The sequence below is a fragment of the Pedobacter cryoconitis genome, from assembly GCF_014207135.1.
In the GTDB taxonomy this organism is placed as follows: domain Bacteria; phylum Bacteroidota; class Bacteroidia; order Sphingobacteriales; family Sphingobacteriaceae; genus Pedobacter; species Pedobacter cryoconitis_D.
Map to the genome: position 1 here is coordinate 239,556 of NZ_JACHCC010000002.1, position 18,097 is coordinate 257,652.

An 18,097-nucleotide genomic window follows, 5' to 3' on the forward strand; every position below is an offset into this window, starting at 1 on the left:
TCAGTTTTGTTTATTTAAATATAACAAAAAATCCAATTCGATCTCTCAACCTTACCAGCCACTTTCATCTACTGGAAACTACATCGGATTAGCTGATAAATAATTCTCTCTGCATACTATAAAATTTCAATAATTTGATTGAAATTAGCACCGAATTTACCTCAGGACAACAATTTTAATTCTAATGAAGAAGATAGCCATAATTTTAATAGCCTGTGCTTTGTGCGGCCAGGCTAAAGCTCAGTTTTTTGAGCGTCTGAAAAATAAAGTTCAGCAAAAAGTAAATGATGCTGTTGATAAAACTATCGATAACACAGGTACAGGGAAGAAGAGTAAAGACACACCTGCCACTGGTACTTCTGCTGACGGGAAAAACACAACTACGGACAGCTCAGTTTCCGGATCAGCACCAGAAGATATCAAAGCCTATTCCAGGTTTGACTTTGTACCAGGGGAAAAGATAATTATAGAGGAAAATTTTGCTGGTGATGCTATTGGTGAATTTCCTGCTAAATGGAATACCAAGACTTCTGCCGAAGTAGTCACGCTGAGTAACCATCCTGGAAAATGGCTGGCGATGAAACAAAACGGAGTTTTCTATCCTGAATATATCCCGAATCTTCCGGACAATTTCACCCTTCAGCTTGATGTACTGGTGAGCAATGGGATCAGTAATATTGGAAGTCTGAGCATCGCACTGGCAGCTTCAAAGAGTGATAATGATAAATTTGACAATGGTTACAGCAACAGCAATATCAGTGTTCCAGGTATAAAAATAGACCTGAGACCACAAAATGGAGATTATACCGGAAGCATGGGCTATTCTACTAATGCGTTGGGTTCATCTAGCATTAATGACATTACAGATATATTCCATGCGCCGAACAAAACAATGGCAACAGTTTCTATCTGGCGCCAGAAGCAAAGAGTAAGAGTATACCTGAACAGCACGAAATTACTGGATCTGCCCCGGGCAATTGAATCAGACGCCATCATCAATTCACTGATTTTCGGTGCTTTCGAGCCAGACTATGATAAAAAAGGCGGAGTATTTTATGTGAGCAATATCAGATTGGCCGTAGGCGCACCTGATACAAGGAACAAATTAATTACCACGGGTAAATTTGTTACACATGGTATTCTGTTCGATTCCAATTCAGACAAGATTAAACCACAGTCAAACGGAGCTTTGCAAGACATTGCCAACGTTTTAAATGAAGATACTAAAATCAAGGTTAAAATTGTAGGCCATACAGACAGTGATGGAGAAGCACAACTTAACCTGGATCTTTCAAAACGCAGAGCGGATGCCGTAAAAGCAATTCTGGCTGCCAACTACGGTGTTGACGGCTCAAGAATTGTAACTGAAGGAAAAGGTAAAACTCAGCCTATCGATAACAATACTACTGCCGTAGGAAAAGCAAATAACAGACGTGTAGAATTTATAAAATTATAAAACACCTATCCTGGAACTGGTTAGAATTATTTAATTAAACCATACCCCCTATCTGTTAAATCAGATAGGGGGTATTTGTTTATATATTCTTACCTGCAATATGACACGAATCACCTCCTGATTTGTCTCAATCATACCCTTTCTATCCTAAACATTCTACAGATATTTAGGATAGAAAGATCCACAATCATTTTTAAAACGATTTCTATGAGAAAATTAAAATTACAGGTACAAATGACCATTGATGGCTTTGTAGCTGGACCGAATGGTGAGCAGGACTGGGTATGGCTTGCCGGACCAGATGAAGTCGGTTTCCGGACAATAATTGAACTCGCCGAAAGCTGTGATACTATTTTACTGGGACGCAAAATGACCCGGGGATTCATTGATCACTGGGAAAATGTAGTGGATAACCAACCCGACAATCCAACACAGCCTTTAGCGCAACTCATGGTAAATATGCGTAAGGTTGTTTTTAGCCATACACAAACAGCCATTACCGGTAGAAACGTAGAAGTTGAAAACGGCGACCTGGCAACTGCAGTACAGGCACTGAAAAAAGAACCAGGTAAAGACATTATGGTTTATGGCGGTGCCAGCTTTGTAAGTTCGCTGATCGACCTGAACCTGATTGATGAATACTTTATTATCAGGAACCCGGTTGCTATCGGGAACGGACTTTCTATTTTTAAGGAAAGAAAAATTCTAAACTTAGAAAGTTCAGTCACTTTTAAAAATGGGAAAGTACTTCATAAATACCTGCCAGTATAAGACAATTGTTCGGGTTGTGTTCGAGTACTGGTCGGGATGAGTGCATGGTGAGTCCATGTATTTTAACTAGTTGAAAAGCATGGACTCACCATGCTCTCAGAGCGTTCTGAGTATGCACATATCACGACCAGTACCCGACTACAACCCGAAGCCTTCTCTATTTTTTGATCATTTCGCTATCCAGTCTGCCGAGGTTGAATTTTCGGACAAGGTAATCCAGGCATGGTTCTGTTACTGCTGTCCTGATTTTTTCGACCATAGTGCCTGCAACAAACAACATTACCGCAATCAAAAGGAAAGTAAAATATACATTTCCAATTTTGTAGGTTGTTGCAAAACTGTTTAAATGATCAGTCAGAAAATCGGCCGACCTCGGATGTTCATGAATCAGGTAAATTGCCAGTACTGAAGACGAGAAAAATGATATTTTAGCGTAAGAAATTCTAAGGTTCTTAAAGAAGAAAAAGAATGAAACTGCCGAAACCATTATCAAAGGATTATTATAAGAAAAGGCTTTCCAGGCCATATCCACAGTCGAGTATTTCAGTCCCGCGTCAAACATGGTAAAGATTAATAAGGAGCAGATCACATAAGAACATAACCAGAATAATTTTCCTTTGTTAAAACTGATATAGGTACTGAAGGCCTGCCCATAAAAATACACACAGATAAAACTCAGCAATGAATATCCGTTTAATACGCCTAATGGTGATGGATCGAGTGTAAAACCTATGATAAAATTGATCAGTGTAAGTACACCAAGGATATATAGAAATTGAAACTTTGTCAGATACTGTTTTGCCAGATTCAGAAAAGGACTGAGCAAATAAAGGAAAAAATAGGCTGTAATAAACCACCATTGCCCATTGGGTACAGATAATAAACCATTCCAAACCGAGTCCATCGTCATCTGTTCACCAGTGAAGAGACAAAAAACGATATCAATCCCAATACTATAAGTAATTGCCTGTATGAGCAAACTTAAGATAGTCTTAACCCTTAATTTAATTCCGTAATAGCCGGAAATAAATACAAAACAGTTCACGGTCATGATCAAAAAACTGTCCATAAAAAGTCCCTGTAATGCATCGTTATTGATATGGGTGCTCCCCGAGGTATACAATAGATGAAGTCCTCTCCCACGCATTAAAAAATGGTGACAGACAATCAGTATCATCAAGACAATTCTCAGTAATTCAATATTAAGCTCTCTGGGTTGCTTAGCTTTATTATTCATCGTGCAATATAATAAAAGAATCTACGCCATAATACAAGACCTGCTGACTAAACTATTCCCTTAAATAAGGAGAAATTGACGATCTGGTAAGCCACACAAATAAAGACTACTTATTTAGTAGTTTATTTTAGAATATTTATACCTTTGACCCCATAAAATTAGATATGCTTTTAAAAAAACCTATTAAACTACTCCTGGAAGAACAAAAAACTGATGGCGAAAACAAGCTAAGCCGTACATTGGGGCCTTATAATCTGATTGCGCTGGGTATTGGTGCAATCGTTGGTGCAGGTATATTTTCACTTACAGGTATCGTCGCTTCAGAAAATGCCGGTCCGGCAGTAATTCTCTCATTTATCCTCGCAGGTATAGCCTGTGCTTTTTGTGCGTTATGTTATGCAGAGTATGCTTCAATGATACCCGTAGCAGGCTCTGCTTATACCTATACTTACGCTACCCTGGGTGAGTTTATGGCATGGATAATTGGTTGGGATCTGGTACTTGAATATGCTCTCGCTTCGGCGACTGTTGCTGTCAGCTGGTCAAGTTATGCCCTTAAATTGCTGGCACAGTTTCATATCCACCTGCCTCCTTCATTAACCAGCTCACCTTTTGATCCTGTAAAACTTGCAGATGGGACAACGCTTAACGGCGGCATCATCAATCTGCCCGCTGTTTTTATAGTTGTGCTCTTATCTCTGGTTCTGGCTAAAGGAACTAAAGAATCTGCAACCATCAATAACTTGCTGGTCATCCTGAAAATCAGCGTAATTATCCTTTTCATTGCATTAGGCTGGTCATTTATAAATACAGATAACTACACTCCTTTTATCCCCGAAAACACAGGAGAATTCGGGCATTTTGGCTGGTCTGGTATTGTCAGGGGTGCGGCAGTTGTCTTTTTTGGTTTCATAGGTTTTGATGCCGTTTCTACGGCTGCACAGGAAGCCAGAAACCCACAGAAAGATATGCCAATAGGAATTATAGGATCCTTAGTTGTTGCAACCATTTTATATGTGGCTTTTTCTTATGTCATGACAGGTCTGGTTTCTTATACTGCGTTTAAGGGAGACGCCAGTCCCGCTGCAACTGCATTCGCGGTTACCGGGTTGCATTTTTTGAATAGTGCCCTGATCGTAGCCATTCTGGCTGGTTATACTTCAGTAATCCTGGTGATGCTGATGGGACAATCCCGTGTTTTCTACAGTATGTCAAAAGACGGACTATTACCAGAGTTTTTCAGTAATATTCATCCCAGGTTTAAAACACCATGGAAAAGCAATCTTTTTTTCCTGGTATTCGTAAGTATACTGGCTGGCCTGGTTCCTATTTCGGATTTAGGACACATGGTCAGTATAGGGACCCTTTTTGCGTTCTCTTTAGTTGCTCTGGGTATTATTATTTTAAGACGTACCAATCCTGAAATTCCAAGATCATTCCGCGTTCCGTTTGTACCTCTCGTTCCCTTATTGGGAATTGGGGTTTGTGTTTGTTTAATGGTTGGTTTACCTATAGAAAGCTGGGAGCGCCTTTTTATATGGATGGCTTTAGGAATAGCTTTTTACTTTCTGTATGGAAAGAAAAACAGCAAATTAAGGAAGCTTCAGGAAATAACTTCGTCAGTTTCTGAAAATAAATAGCTTACTCAGAGATAACAATCTTTATATTTATGTTCATGAACAAACAACTGCTGATTCTGTTACTGTTAACCTTTACCTGCCTGTCTGCTATTGCTCAGGAGCTTAATAAAAGCTACGATGCTAAACTGGCAAAGGAACTTGGGGCCGATGAAAACGGGATGAAAACCTATGTGATGGCGATCCTGAAAACAGGTACAGCAAAGGATTATTCAAGGACAAAACAGGATAGTATTTTTAAAGGTCATATGGCGAATATCACCCGGCTCGTTAAGGAAGGCAAACTGATCGTGGCCGGACCATTTGATCAAAATAATAAAAACTACCGGGGCATCTTTATATTTGATGTGGCCACAATCGAAGAAGCAAAGAAATTAGTAGACACTGATCCGGTTATCCAGAGCAGACTAATGGATGTTGATCTTTTTATCTGGTACGGTTCGGCTGCTTTGAAAGAAACAGTAAAGATCCATCATCTGATAGAAAAGCATAGCCACTAACGGTTATATGCTTTTCTATTTTTAACTTAATTATTGGCTATCTGGCAAAAAACTCTTTAAATAAGGAGCAGTGCGGCTATGGGCTACCTGCGTTATTGCCCAGGGTGTACCTGCAGCGACGACTGTTCCACCATCTTCTCCGGCTCCCGGGCCAATGTCTATGACCCAGTCGCTTGCTGCAATCACCCGCATATCATGTTCTACCACAATAACCGTATTCCCCTGTTCTACTAATTTATCGAGCTGTATCATCAGTTTCTCTACATCAGATGGATGAAGTCCGGTAGTAGGTTCATCCAGTATGTAAAGTGTACTACCATGCTGGACACGCTGTAACTCACTGGCCAGTTTAATCCGCTGTGCTTCTCCACCGGAAAGTTCCGTAGCAGGCTGACCTAACCTCAGATAACCCAGCCCAACCTGTCTGACTACATCCAGCGCACGATATACCTGTGGTTCTGCACTAAAGAAATCGCAGGCAGTATCTACCGTCATTCCTAATACTTCTGCAATATTCTTTTCTTTATATTTTACCTCCAGTGTTTCACTATTGTACCTCGTTCCCTTACAGGTTGGACAAGGAGCATAAACACTTGGCAGAAACAATAACTCGACCATTACAAATCCCTCTCCCTCACAATGCGGACAACGGCCTTTTACGACATTAAAAGAAAAACGACCGGCATCATAACGACGGCTTTTTGCCATTTCTGTACTGGCGAAAAGTTTTCTTACATGATCAAATAAACCAGTATAAGTAGCCAGGTTAGAACGTGGTGTCCGGCCAATCGGTTTCTGATCTACCAATACTAATCTTTTAACTGCCTCCATCCCTGCGGTGATTTTTCCTCCCCTGGTGACAACTGTTGTCGTCTCGAGTGGCGAAGTGTTCTCTTCATCCACAGCAGTTGTGAGCTCCTGCCCCAACTGACTAGCTACCAGTTCAACTAAGGCCTGGCTTACCAGGCTGCTTTTACCGGAACCGGAAATACCCGTTACACTGGTAAATAAACCCAATGGAAATGAAACATCCAGATCGCGAAGGTTATTTCGGCTAAGCTCTTCTACACGAAGCCATTTATCCGGTGTTCTTGCCGGTCTGGCGCTGACCGGCTGATCACTGGAAATATATTTCCTGGTCAGTGAATTTTCTATCTGAAAAATTCCTTCAGGCGGTCCGCTGTATAAAACATGTCCTCCTTTTTCACCAGCAAGCGGACCAACATCTACAATCCAGTCTGCATGACGGATCACATCCACTTCGTGCTCTACAACGAACAACGAATTTCCGGAAGCTTTAAGTCTGTCCAAAGCCCTGAGGAGTGCTTCTGTATCAGCCGGATGAAGCCCTGCAGAAGGTTCATCCAATACATATACTACACCAAAAAGATTAGACCGCACCTGTGTGGCCAGTCTTAAACGCTGCAGTTCCCCTGGTGAAAGTGTTGGTGTACTTCTCTCCAGGGTAAGATAGCCCAATCCCAGATCCAGCATTACTTGCAGTCTTGCGATCAGATCGCAGGCAATACGCTGGGCAACTATAGCTTTCTCCGGATGCTCCTTCTCGTCTCTAGTTAAATGCGATGTTTTTAATTCAGTATAGTTACTAAAAATTGCCTTCAACCGGGATAAAGTAACTCTGGATAAATCAGCGATATCCAAACCGGCGAATTGAACAGCAAGAGATTCCGGACGAAGCCGCTTGCCCTGACATACAGGACATTCACTGCTCAGCATATATTTAGACACCCTCTTTTTCATCAGCTGACTCTGCGTATTGGCAAAGGTTTGCAGGACATATTTTTTCGCTCCTGTAAAAGTCCCCATATAACTGGGTTCCATTTTCTTCTCCAAAGCCTCCTTAACCTGCTCCGGTGTCATTCCTGCATAAACAGGTCTGACTGGGTTTTCTTCAGTAAATAATATCCAGTCCCGGTCTTTTTGAGGAAGGTCCTTCCAGGGGATATCTACATCGTATCCCATTGTCGTCAGAATATCTCTGAAATTTTGCCCGAGCCAGGCTGTAGGCCATGCAGCAATGGCTCTTTCCCGGATTGTCAGGGAATCATCCGGCACCATAGATTTCTCGGTCAGCTCATATACCCTGCCCAGTCCATGACACTCAGTACATGCGCCTTCGGGCGTATTTGGAGAAAATCCTTCTGCATAAATAATAGACTGACCAGCTGGATAATCACCTGCTCTTGAATACAACATCCTTAACAAATTCGACAGTGTAGTCACACTGCCTACCGAAGACCTGGTTGTGCCTGATCCCCTTTGCTGCTGTAATGCAATTGCCGGAGGCAATCCTTCAATCTCCTCAACTTCAGGTATAGCCATCTGATTAAACAACCTCCTGGCATAAGGTGAAACAGATTCAAGGTAACGTCGCTGGGCCTCGGCATAAAGTGTACCGAAAGCCAGCGAAGATTTACCTGAACCCGAAACACCAGTAAATACGACCAGGGCATCTCTTGGAATTTCAAGATCTACATTTTTAAGATTATGCTCACGCGCTCCGCGCACCTTTACAAAGCCTGTAAATACTCGCTCTTTCTTCTCTTTCATCAAAACTATTTTGCCTTTAGCATTTATTAAGGCTGCTTCGGGTAAAGTTAAGATTTCAGAGGCAATTATCTTCTAGCTGCCGGATTTGCCGCTGCTTTTCACATCGTCGTTATTGATACTCCGCTGATTCTTCTTGATTGAGTCTTTTAACTTACCAAAACGCCAGTTTAAGCTTACTCTATAAGAACGGTTAAAGTTTTGATATTTGAAGTTCTGCACAAAATTTGCTCCCTGTGTCAAAGTGGTATAATACCGGAATTTAGAAAAAGGATTGTTTACCCCGGCCGAAAGAGTCAGTTTATCCTTGATAATTTCTTTGCTTCCGCTAAATGAGCTGAAGTTATAAGAACTAGTCTGCCCCTGTAACTGAATATCAGGTGCATTATAACTAAAGCTGGCATTTACTTTCCATTCTTTTTCAAATTTATATCCGGTATTTATGTATCCATAGCCCGTTATACCTGAATTTTTGGCTATCTGACCATCAATCGCTCCCTGTATCCAGATATAACCTATATTTCCATTGACACTGATATCCCATTTTGGTGTTATCGGATAATTGATATTAAAATTGGTGGTCAGCTTTTTATCCTTTCCAATGTTTAAGAAGGTTGAACTGGTTATATTTTCAGCCTGATTGTAAACCGAAACAGTCTGGATCGTGTTATTTGCAAAATAGTAGTTTAAACCAACATTTATAGATCCCTTTTTAAATTTGCTATAGGTTAGTTCTACATTATTGCTCAGTACAGCCTTAAGATCAGGATTTCCTGTAGAAATAGAATTGGGATTAGATCGATCTACAAAAGGATTTAAATTATCAATACCTGGTCTTTCAATCCTTTGCGTATAACCCAGGTTCAGACTGCTCATATCTTTAAATTTACGATTGACTGATATCGTCGGAATAACGTTAAAATAATTGGTATTTACATTTGAACCATTGCTGATAAAATCTGCTTTCACAAAGGTTATTTCAGCACGGACACCGGCCTTAAAACCCCAGTTATCTTTAGTATAAGCATAAGAATTATAAGCACCTACAACATCCTGGTTATTATTAAATTTATTTGTACGGGAAGGATCTATCTGATAATCTCCGGTAAGGTCATTAAAACCTTTGTATTCAAAGTTACTGCTGTTATCCCTTAATATACCTTTAACACCTCCTTCAACACTGATTTTCTTCAGGGGATGTACATAATCCAGCTGAATAGTCTGTTCGCTGGTACGGCTGTCATTGTGCTGAATATAGTTAGGATCCGTAAAATTCACCCTGTTGTCAAAGCTCAGGGTATTATCCATTGGGTTACCCCCAGTACTGTTTTTATAAGAGAAGGTTAACAGACGATCTTTATGTCCTTTAAAACCCAGCTGATAATTTAAGGTAGCTTCAAAACCATTCCACCCATATCTTCTTTTATTCAGCTGGTCATAATTTATGTTTTGAGTACCATCAAATAATCTATACTGTTGTGTAGCAGTTGATTTATTATATCCTCCGTAAGGGTTTAACTCGACAGTAACCAGATTCAGTGTATCAATTTCATAACTCATTTCTACACCACCATAACGGTAATTGTTATTAAATTTACGTAAACCATTACTAACCAGCGTAGTTGGAACCGAACCAGTACCTGTCCTGTCCATGTTGTTTTCTACATTTGGAGAGCTGTAAAACCCGGTTCCACCATATCCCGTGATCCCCAGTTTACCTTGTTTAACTGTCACAAAACCTCCTATACCCGGCCCACCCACTGGTCCCTGGTAACGCAGGTTTAAACTTCCGTTATACCCATTGTCAATTTTTTTTGTTGTAATAATATTGATGATACCAGCTAAGCCTTCACTATCATATTTGGCAGGGGGCGTCGTAATGACTTCAATTTTTTGAATAGAAGATGCAGGCATACTCCGCAATACATCCTTAGGGCTTCTGGCCACCATAGTTGATGGTTTACCATTGATTAATATTTTATAATTTCCACTTCCCTTCAGTTTTATATTATCATCGGCATCCAGGGACAACAGTGGGACCTTACGCATCATATCCAGCGCCGTCAGCGCCTTACTTTCGGGATCTGCCTGAATATCATAACTAATCCTGTCTACTTCCTGTTTGATCAATGGACGATCAGCCGTGACAGATACCTCTTTCAGATTATTGGACTGAGAGACCATCATTATGCTACCTAAATCAATAGCCCCTTTTTCTTTACTGATATCTACAGGGATATTTTTCGCATTGTAGCCTATAGCGATGGCAGTCACTATATATTTTCCGGGAATTATTTTCTCAAAGTTAAAAGCACCTTTCTGATCCACAACCATTGTCTTCACGACAATATTATCCTTCTTAAGGGCGATTGTCATAAAGTCGACAGGCTTACTGGTTGCTGAATCAATTACCATACCTTTAATAATTCCTGTTACAGATTGGGCATGGGCTGATAAATTGAATAAAATTGAAAAGCAGAAGGATAAAATCAGGGTTACATAGTTTTTAATCATCAGGTCGGTTCTGGTTGTTTTGTGTGTTCATAAGACACTAACATGTTTTATTAGTTGCACAAAAACATTTATATATTTATCCGCGATAAAACCACAAACCATTTAAACAATTATTTACCAATAGATTAATCGGGCAAAACAACAAAATAAACTTAATTTAGGGCTTCCAAAAACCGCTACATGTCAAACAATTTGCAACAACTTTATGGTAATATAGATATCTACCTTTTTGATCAGTTACTCAAAGGCCGGTATGCGCATTGTCACCGTGTGCTTGATGTCGGATGCGGTCATGGACGCAATCTTGTTTATTTTCTCAAAAACGGTTTTGAAGTTTACGGCATTGATCCTAATAGTACTGCAATAAACACAACCAGCTCATTATCAGCAATGCTTGCACCTGACAATTCGTTAGAGAACTTTCAGATCTGCACAGCTGAAGATATGCCTTTTGAAAAAGACTATTTTGATTTGGTTATATCCAGTGCAGTACTCCATTTTGCCAAAGATGAAATACAATTCCGGAATATGTTAACTGCAATGTGGGCAGTGATTAGACCTGGCGGTTATTTTTTCTCCAGGTTGGCCTCTGATATAGGTATTGAGCACCTGGTACAGCCATTGGGTAATAGCCGCTATCTGTTACCAGATGGTTCTGAACGTTTTCTGGTTAACGAAAGTATATTGATTAACTATAGTGCTGAATTAAACGGGTATCTGCATGAACCTATCAAAACAACCAATGTCCAGAATCTAAGGTGTATGACTACCTGGTGTCTGCAAAAGGCATAAAAAAGCCCCGTTGTAATACAACAGGGCTTTTTTATGAATGAGTATAAATCTATTTTATATCACTTTTGATTTTGTTAGCTGTGTGCTGTCCTGGTAAATAAATCTGGAAACCAAATGACAAACTTAGCTTGTTCTGGTATCCTGTATTTCCGAAACCTGGAAGCCCCTGATATTTTAATAAGGTTTCAAGACCAATGTTAGGCGTTACAAAATAAGAAAAACCAGGTCCTACACTAAAGGCTAAACCATTGGTTTTCGAACCTCCTTTACCGGTGTTCTCTCCACCAAAACCAACTGTACCTTCAGCAAAGAAACGACCGTGCTTAAGCACTTCAGTATCAGCACCTGTATAATAACGACCTAATGCACCCACACCATAAGTAGTTTGAGTCGGTACACCCTTTGCAGTTTGCAAACCAAAATTCACGTATCCACCTAAAGCTATATTATCCTGAATAAACCAGGCAGCCTTAGGCGTCAAATCGACACTAAAAACTTTAGCTCCATTCAAACCCAGGTTTAAATCGGCAAAGTTACCCCCTATTAATACATTCCCTTTCTGGATCTGAGCATTTGCTGACAAGCCAACTCCAAGTATTGCAGTCAACAGGCATAAAGTAAATTTTTTCATAAGATATTTGTTTAAAATTGTTTATAATTTATCAGGATAATATCACCTGAATACCCTAAAAACCCAATGATTAAGGAAATGTTTTATTTTTTTTCATTTTTTAACATTTGTTTATAAACTTATCAGATGATTTGATCGGGTGTTTTATTAAACTAACTAATAAATTAATTTATATTCTATAAATCACCTTCAAATTAGCCTTAATGGTCTAAAATGCACTAAAAAGAAACACAATATTCATTGACAGTTTATTTTGTTACTCAGTTTTTAATTAAACTACAGCTAATTTCTATTAACCATACTGTATTTTCTTTTACATCCACGAATCATACCGAAAATTCCATTAAAATGACAAACGAGAAAGGATTTAGCAATCATATTGCGTTAACTCGTTTAAACCCCATTCTTACCTGAAAACAAGCATTATCTCCACCCTAAATAATTAAAAAATTTATTTCTAAATAGTTTAATCTGTGCTTATTTTTTCTTAACTTAAGTACTGACCACTAAGCATTTAGTCTATGAAACTTTTTACACTTTCCGCTACCGCCAGGGGCAAAACAGGGAAAATTATCGCTGTAAGCTACAGCTTAAAAAAATCTGCAGGCGTGAGTCTGTCAGACAATGGATTTAATATTGGATACACCAACATAAACCTTGATCAGGATCAGAGTACTGATCCAAATATCTTTTCTACAAAAGGAAAACAAAAGTATCTCTGTCTGATGGAAGAAGAAGGGCTACAAGTCACCTTATACGCAAATGGCATGTCCGGTGATTACTGGACACTGGACATACTGGTAGATGGTGTTCCATTGAATGAAGGTACAATCAAAGTATACACGGATACTAAAGGACATCTGGATTATGATAAACTGATTAAATAAATCATATGAAAAAGACTTATTTCTTATGGATATGTATCATTGTGCTTTGCTTTAGTGCCCAGGCGCAAATCGTTGCAGAAGATGCAAGAGGAGAATCCTCCATCATCACCAAAAACTCAAATATTTCATTTAACCTTAATGAAGCTGCACTTGCTGCTTCCTGGAATAACTTCAGGAAACTGGCTATAGAGAAACCAATACAGCTTGTATGGGGGCTTTCTGCAAGCGGAAGTAACAATGAAGGATTGTCAGATCTGTTTAATGGAGGTAAACTTACTCCAAGATCTAAGATCGGGGCTTTTATTGGATTTAGAAAAAGTTATCAGACCACTACCCTTCAGTTATTAAAAAGGATCAAAGAGATTGAAGATGCCAATCCAGATAAAAATGAAACTTCCATAAATGCGATCAGACAGTTAAACAGCCAGATTCAGGAAAACCGTAATACCAGACATTCCAGATCTCTGACAACCTATATCAATGCCGGTCTCAATGCAGATAATTTCAGACTATATAAAAACCCGGAAGCCCCTTCCCTTTCCGCACGGTTTGAAAAAGTTAATTTCCGTGGTGGCTTTGCCGATTTCGGGCTAAATTATGAATACACCCCGCGTTGGACATTTGGTATCGCTTTAGGTTATGAACGCTATAACAACCTCGATTCCCTTTCAAATACGAATTACACTTTGACCAGCAGCACGACAGTTAACACCACACAATTGACCACTGAATCTAAATTCAGTGCTTATCAGGGTACCTATATAGCTTACAACAGGCTTAACTTAAAAACTGATATTTTATATTTTGCCAGGGTAAGTGAAGACTACCGGCTGGTCTGGAACACTTTGTATACCCGCCTGGTTCTGCCCCTGCAGGAAAAACAAATCCACCAGGTTTTTCAAACAGGTACAGCTGTCAATTTTTACAAAAGCGAGGGTAAATTTGCAGGCGGACTTTATCTGCAGTCTAATGACCTGTTTAACAACCTCCGCAGTACTGACAAATTCCATGAAAGATTAAGTTTTGGCATTGTTGCCAAATATTCATTCAGTTCTATCATGGGCCGTGATTTTACAAACTGATATTTCAATTCACCTTAAACAAAGCTATCATGCAAGAACTTCATTCATCCGGCATTCAGGGAGATTTCTTCACCACAACGAGCCTGGGCACGCTAGCCGGGGCTACTGGAGCAGTATATATAATTTGCAGCACTATCCAGCGTGTATTTAATTTTAATCCGAAATGGTTTGCACTGGTTGTATCCATATTAATTTCTTATGCGGCAGCTTTCATCACCCAATCTCTTGAAAATGATATTTCCAGATATTTTATTGCACTACTAAATGGTTTTCTGATTTATGCAACTGCTACCGGAACAAACCAGGTCTTTGGGGCAAAAGCTGATCAGGGTGTCCCCAAAGCAGATTTCAGACAACAGGTCAAGCCCAAAAGACATTTCAATACCACCTGGTGGTAAAGACATTCTCTTATCCTTTAAATCCTCTTTCTATGAAACCATCATGATTTTTCAAATCACACAACGAAATGCACATAAAATCATGATGGCTTCATAACCATTAAAAAACAAATATATTCCTATGAAAAAGAACAGCAACATATCGAAAAACTACATTTTATTGCCGGTTTTCCGTACAAATCTCAGCGGGCAGGACAATCCCAATATAGCCAGGTTCTTATCCATGCTCAGTAATTCTGCAACACAAACTTCTTCTCTGAACCTGGCCAGCAGAAATATGTATCAGAAAACCAGTGATGATATTCCGGTGGTAGTATTAGACTCTATTGAAACCCAGGGAGCTAAACTCATCACTATAGATACGCAGGAACTGGCTAATTTTCGTTTCTCCTATCCCGGTCTCAGAATTATCGATGAGAAGTTCTACAGGCCTGCTGTTTGCTCGCCACAAAGAATCATGATGCAGGTAGAACAAACCGCTGTAAAAATCACGGTAGCCGTAACAGTTACTGACCTGCAAGGCAAAGCCTTGCCAGACATTACAGTAGTTATTTTCACAGATTTCACTGCTGGTAAAGGGGCATCAGCGGTTACTGATAGCAAAGGTATGCTTAGCCTGAACCTCGACACCAGTGCAGCAGAAAGAATTTACGTTTACGCGGATCATAGTTATTGGGGAAACTTCAAGAAAAACGTTAGCCTGACCAGTTCCCTCAAAATTCAATTAACCCCGATAGCCCTTGATTTCAAAGACAGTCTGAGATATTTCTACGATACCAGTAAATTACCCAGGATAACCCAAAAAGTACGTATAGGAATTATAGACACCGGTGTCGGGCCACACCATGACCTGAAGGTAACCGGTGGTAAAAACATGGTCAGAGGTGAGAATGAGACAGATTATCAGGACAATGGAGAAGGTCACGGAACCCATGTTGGCGGGATTATAGGTGCTTTTGGAGATCTCAACGGAGTAGCTGCTGGCGTAGAAATCATGAGTTACCGCGTATTTCCAAAGGGTAAAGGCGCTTCAAATTTTGACATTATGAAGGCAATCAATGAAGCGATTACAGATCAGTGTGACCTGATTAATATGAGTCTTGGCGAGGCACAGACTGATGAAGGAATTACCAGTTATATCAAGGAGGCTTACAATGCGGGTATTGTTTGTTTTGTAGCCAATGGCAATGACAACAGAGGCCCTGTAAGTTTTCCGGCTAATGATAGTCTTACCATTGCGGTTTCTGCAATGGGCAGACTGAATACTTTTCCACCAGACAGTGTAGAGAGCGGATCAGTTCAGGAGCCATTTGGCACTGATACTGCTAATTTTATCGCCGATTTCTCAAATATAGGTAAGGAAACCGACCTTACTGCCCCGGGTGTAGGAATCATTTCAACTTATCCCAATGATCTTTATGCTGTAATGGATGGCACCAGTATGGCTTGTCCGGCAGCGACAGGAATGGCCGCCAGAATATTAGCCGGGAACCCAAGCCTCCTTAATCTGCCCCGCAACCAGACAAGAGCAGATGAATTTGTCAAATATCTTTCAGTAAATATAAAATCTATGGGCTTTGGAAACCTATATGAGGGTAAAGGTATGTTACAAGTACCAACTCACCAATGAGTCAATAAAAGGGACTGTATGAGATTTAATGAAGATACAGTCCCTTACAGCACAAATCAATCCTGTAAATAAAATCGCCTATCTCTATGGCAAGATCCTGCGTTATCCTGGTGGTACCACTCCAGCTGAGATGATTATCCTCATTAACTTCTTTCACTAGACAACCAACCAGTTTACCGTGTGTAAAAACCTGATAAAGTGGCACAATAGCTGTAGGCGGATTAATTGTCAGCGTAGTTTTCAGCTTATTAACCTCTGTTATATAGGTGTATTTTTGCATGTGGCTAAAGTATCAGTTAGCAATCAACGCATCAACAAGTATAAATACCGTTTTTCATACACGTATTTATTCACGAATCAGATGAATATACTCATCAGACAGAGACATTTGGTTTGAAATTTAATCAGTTTTTTAAGTAAATTTATAAAACCGCATCTGCAGGATGCTAAAAAACGGCAAAAAAGATTATATCAAAAGATGAATTGTATTCTAAAATATCAGGGAACCAGTGAGCCTGACATGCAGGAAATAGATGCTTTCCTGGAAGCACATCATGTCCAGGTTCTGGATAATAGTCTGTGGCCCGAAACTACTTTACTCGAACTGGATGATTCCGGTCTTGAAAATCTAAAGGCAGTCCTGGGCGAGGAATGGGTGATTTATCCGGAAAAACTATACCAGGTTCCTTCTCCCAGAAAGACAATAAAAAAATATCACCGTTAAATAAGTTTGTTACATCAATAGCTTATGAGATAAATATTTAATTATTTATATTTATGCATCTATCTAATCCTCTTATGCATACAGTTAAAATATTAAAACTCTTATTAACCTACCATCTTAGCATTTTTGTCACTACGGTTACCCTGTATATTGCCGGAGCAATCGCCCTCAACTACATGGATACAGGATTCCAACCCTTCATTATCTGGTTTAAAATACTCACCCTTGGAATAGGTGGTTATTTCATAAGCAGTTACAAAAGAAAGGAGTTTTATTATTATCAGAATTTAGGAATGCCAAAAATGTTTTTGTGGATATGTAAATTCTCTTTTGACCTTACCCTTTTCCTGGCTTTACTGTTCTTAATGAGCTAAACCTGATGCCTGTTATGCTTTATTATCAGTAATATGATCATGAACCTTACTTTTCTTTGGATAATTAAATAGCAGAGAAGAAAGAATGGGCAGGATGAAAATAGCCACTGTAAATAAAGACACAAAAAGATCTGTTTTTTCGCTTTCAAGAACATCTGCCACCAATGACCCCGGATAAAAATGAGTAAATAAAGAAGAAGTCAGTTTAATCCCTAAAACTCCGATTACGCTAAAGGCAGCAGTTTCCAGGAACGTGAATTTCTCCATGAGTTTCACAAAAGCCTGTGCGACAAAACGCATGGCCAGTATCCCAATAAATACACCGATATAAATCAGATAAATATGGTTGGTGAAAGCTACTGCTGCAAAAACATTATCAATAGAAAAAGCCAGATCCATGATCTCCACCAGAGCTACAGTTGCCCAAAAAGTGCCTATTAACCCAACAGTTGATCTGTAAAACCAGCTTTTATTCTTGTCTACAACCTCCTCTGTTTCCTTATTGTTTTTCGATCTCTTCTTTCTGAAATAGTCAAAGGCAAGATATAAAAGGTACAATCCCCCCAATGGTTTTAACCACCATATTTTCACCAGCCATGCGGCAAGAAACAAACATACCCCCCTGAAAACATAAGCACCGATAATACCGTATTTCAACGCTCTTTTACGTTGATCCTTAGGTAAATCCATCACCATAGTGGCTAGTACCGCAGCATTATCCACTGAAAGCAGACTTTCTATGACAATTAAATTTAAAATAATCAGTAAGCCTGCCTGGATATCATCTCCCAGGATAGTATGTAAAAATTCCATGTTCTATAGGTGTGTTTAGCCCGCTAATTTACTATTTGTAAATTAATTCCCTGTAGTTTCAGACCGGAATTTCCAAATGGTAA

17 protein-coding genes are annotated in these 18,097 nt (G+C 39.6%); 11 read left to right on the forward strand and 6 right to left on the reverse strand.

Annotation, left to right across the window (positions count from 1 at the left end; genetic code table 11):
- Positions 1–184: 184 nt before the first annotated feature.
- Together HDF25_RS04035 and HDF25_RS04040 are read left to right on the forward strand one after the other, a co-directional pair.
- Complete coding sequence (locus tag HDF25_RS04035; RefSeq protein ID WP_184623028.1) at positions 185–1,456, forward strand: OmpA family protein; 1,272 nt, start codon at positions 185–187, stop codon at positions 1,454–1,456.
- Between the two features lie 207 nt (positions 1,457–1,663).
- Complete coding sequence (locus HDF25_RS04040; protein ID WP_184623030.1) at positions 1,664–2,227, forward strand: dihydrofolate reductase family protein; 564 nt, start codon at positions 1,664–1,666, stop codon at positions 2,225–2,227.
- A gap of 157 nt (positions 2,228–2,384) precedes the next feature.
- Here HDF25_RS04040 and HDF25_RS04045 read toward each other — a convergent pair whose 3' ends face one another.
- Positions 2,385–3,464, reverse strand: a complete 1,080-nt coding sequence (locus HDF25_RS04045) for an acyltransferase family protein (RefSeq protein ID WP_184623032.1) — start codon at positions 3,462–3,464, stop codon at positions 2,385–2,387.
- A gap of 164 nt (positions 3,465–3,628) precedes the next feature.
- Here HDF25_RS04045 and HDF25_RS04050 point away from each other — a divergent pair, with 164 nt between their 5' ends.
- Positions 3,629–5,104, forward strand: a complete 1,476-nt coding sequence (locus HDF25_RS04050; RefSeq protein ID WP_184623034.1) for an amino acid permease — start codon at positions 3,629–3,631, stop codon at positions 5,102–5,104.
- A gap of 35 nt (positions 5,105–5,139) precedes the next feature.
- Positions 5,140–5,601, forward strand: a complete 462-nt coding sequence (locus HDF25_RS04055) for a YciI family protein (protein WP_184623036.1) — start codon at positions 5,140–5,142, stop codon at positions 5,599–5,601.
- Positions 5,602–5,631: 30 nt separating this feature from the next.
- Here HDF25_RS04055 and uvrA read toward each other — a convergent pair whose 3' ends face one another.
- Both uvrA and HDF25_RS04065 read right to left on the reverse strand, forming a co-directional pair.
- Positions 5,632–8,172 (reverse strand): excinuclease ABC subunit UvrA, encoded by a 2,541-nt coding sequence (uvrA, locus tag HDF25_RS04060; RefSeq protein ID WP_184623038.1) that lies wholly within the window; start codon positions 8,170–8,172, stop codon positions 5,632–5,634.
- 72 nt (positions 8,173–8,244) lie between these two features.
- Entirely contained in the window at positions 8,245–10,683 is a 2,439-nt protein-coding gene (locus tag HDF25_RS04065) for an outer membrane beta-barrel family protein (protein ID WP_184623040.1), read from the reverse strand.
- 180 nt (positions 10,684–10,863) lie between these two features.
- Here HDF25_RS04065 and HDF25_RS04070 point away from each other — a divergent pair, with 180 nt between their 5' ends.
- Positions 10,864–11,475, forward strand: a complete 612-nt coding sequence (locus HDF25_RS04070) for a class I SAM-dependent methyltransferase (protein WP_184623042.1) — start codon at positions 10,864–10,866, stop codon at positions 11,473–11,475.
- Between the two features lie 49 nt (positions 11,476–11,524).
- Here the strand turns inward: HDF25_RS04070 and HDF25_RS04075 are convergent, their stop codons facing one another.
- Positions 11,525–12,106 (reverse strand): hypothetical protein, encoded by a 582-nt coding sequence (locus HDF25_RS04075; RefSeq protein ID WP_184623044.1) that lies wholly within the window; start codon positions 12,104–12,106, stop codon positions 11,525–11,527.
- A gap of 521 nt (positions 12,107–12,627) precedes the next feature.
- Here HDF25_RS04075 and HDF25_RS04080 point away from each other — a divergent pair.
- The 4 genes from HDF25_RS04080 (at position 12,628) to HDF25_RS04095 (ending at position 16,103) form a co-directional block, all read left to right on the forward strand.
- On the forward strand, positions 12,628–12,993 hold the full coding sequence (locus HDF25_RS04080) for a hypothetical protein (protein ID WP_184623046.1): 366 nt from the start codon (positions 12,628–12,630) through the stop codon (positions 12,991–12,993).
- A 5-nt stretch (positions 12,994–12,998) separates the two neighbouring features.
- Entirely contained in the window at positions 12,999–14,075 is a 1,077-nt protein-coding gene (locus HDF25_RS04085; RefSeq protein ID WP_184623048.1) for a hypothetical protein, read from the forward strand.
- A 29-nt stretch (positions 14,076–14,104) separates the two neighbouring features.
- On the forward strand, positions 14,105–14,473 hold the full coding sequence (locus tag HDF25_RS04090) for a hypothetical protein (protein ID WP_184623050.1): 369 nt from the start codon (positions 14,105–14,107) through the stop codon (positions 14,471–14,473).
- A gap of 121 nt (positions 14,474–14,594) precedes the next feature.
- Positions 14,595–16,103 (forward strand): S8 family serine peptidase, encoded by a 1,509-nt coding sequence (locus HDF25_RS04095; RefSeq protein ID WP_184623052.1) that lies wholly within the window; start codon positions 14,595–14,597, stop codon positions 16,101–16,103.
- 25 nt (positions 16,104–16,128) lie between these two features.
- Here the strand turns inward: HDF25_RS04095 and HDF25_RS04100 are convergent, their stop codons facing one another.
- On the reverse strand, positions 16,129–16,383 hold the full coding sequence (locus HDF25_RS04100; protein WP_184623054.1) for a hypothetical protein: 255 nt from the start codon (positions 16,381–16,383) through the stop codon (positions 16,129–16,131).
- A gap of 198 nt (positions 16,384–16,581) precedes the next feature.
- Between HDF25_RS04100 and HDF25_RS04105 the strand changes: the two genes are divergently transcribed.
- The gene (locus HDF25_RS04105; RefSeq protein WP_184623056.1) at positions 16,582–16,827 is read left to right on the forward strand and encodes a hypothetical protein; all 246 of its coding nucleotides are present in this window, start codon (positions 16,582–16,584) and stop codon (positions 16,825–16,827) included.
- A 74-nt stretch (positions 16,828–16,901) separates the two neighbouring features.
- The gene (locus tag HDF25_RS04110; protein WP_184623058.1) at positions 16,902–17,201 is read left to right on the forward strand and encodes a hypothetical protein; all 300 of its coding nucleotides are present in this window, start codon (positions 16,902–16,904) and stop codon (positions 17,199–17,201) included.
- A gap of 12 nt (positions 17,202–17,213) precedes the next feature.
- Here HDF25_RS04110 and HDF25_RS04115 read toward each other — a convergent pair whose 3' ends face one another.
- Positions 17,214–18,014 (reverse strand): DUF475 domain-containing protein, encoded by an 801-nt coding sequence (locus HDF25_RS04115; protein ID WP_184623060.1) that lies wholly within the window; start codon positions 18,012–18,014, stop codon positions 17,214–17,216.
- Positions 18,015–18,097 lie beyond the last annotated feature (83 nt).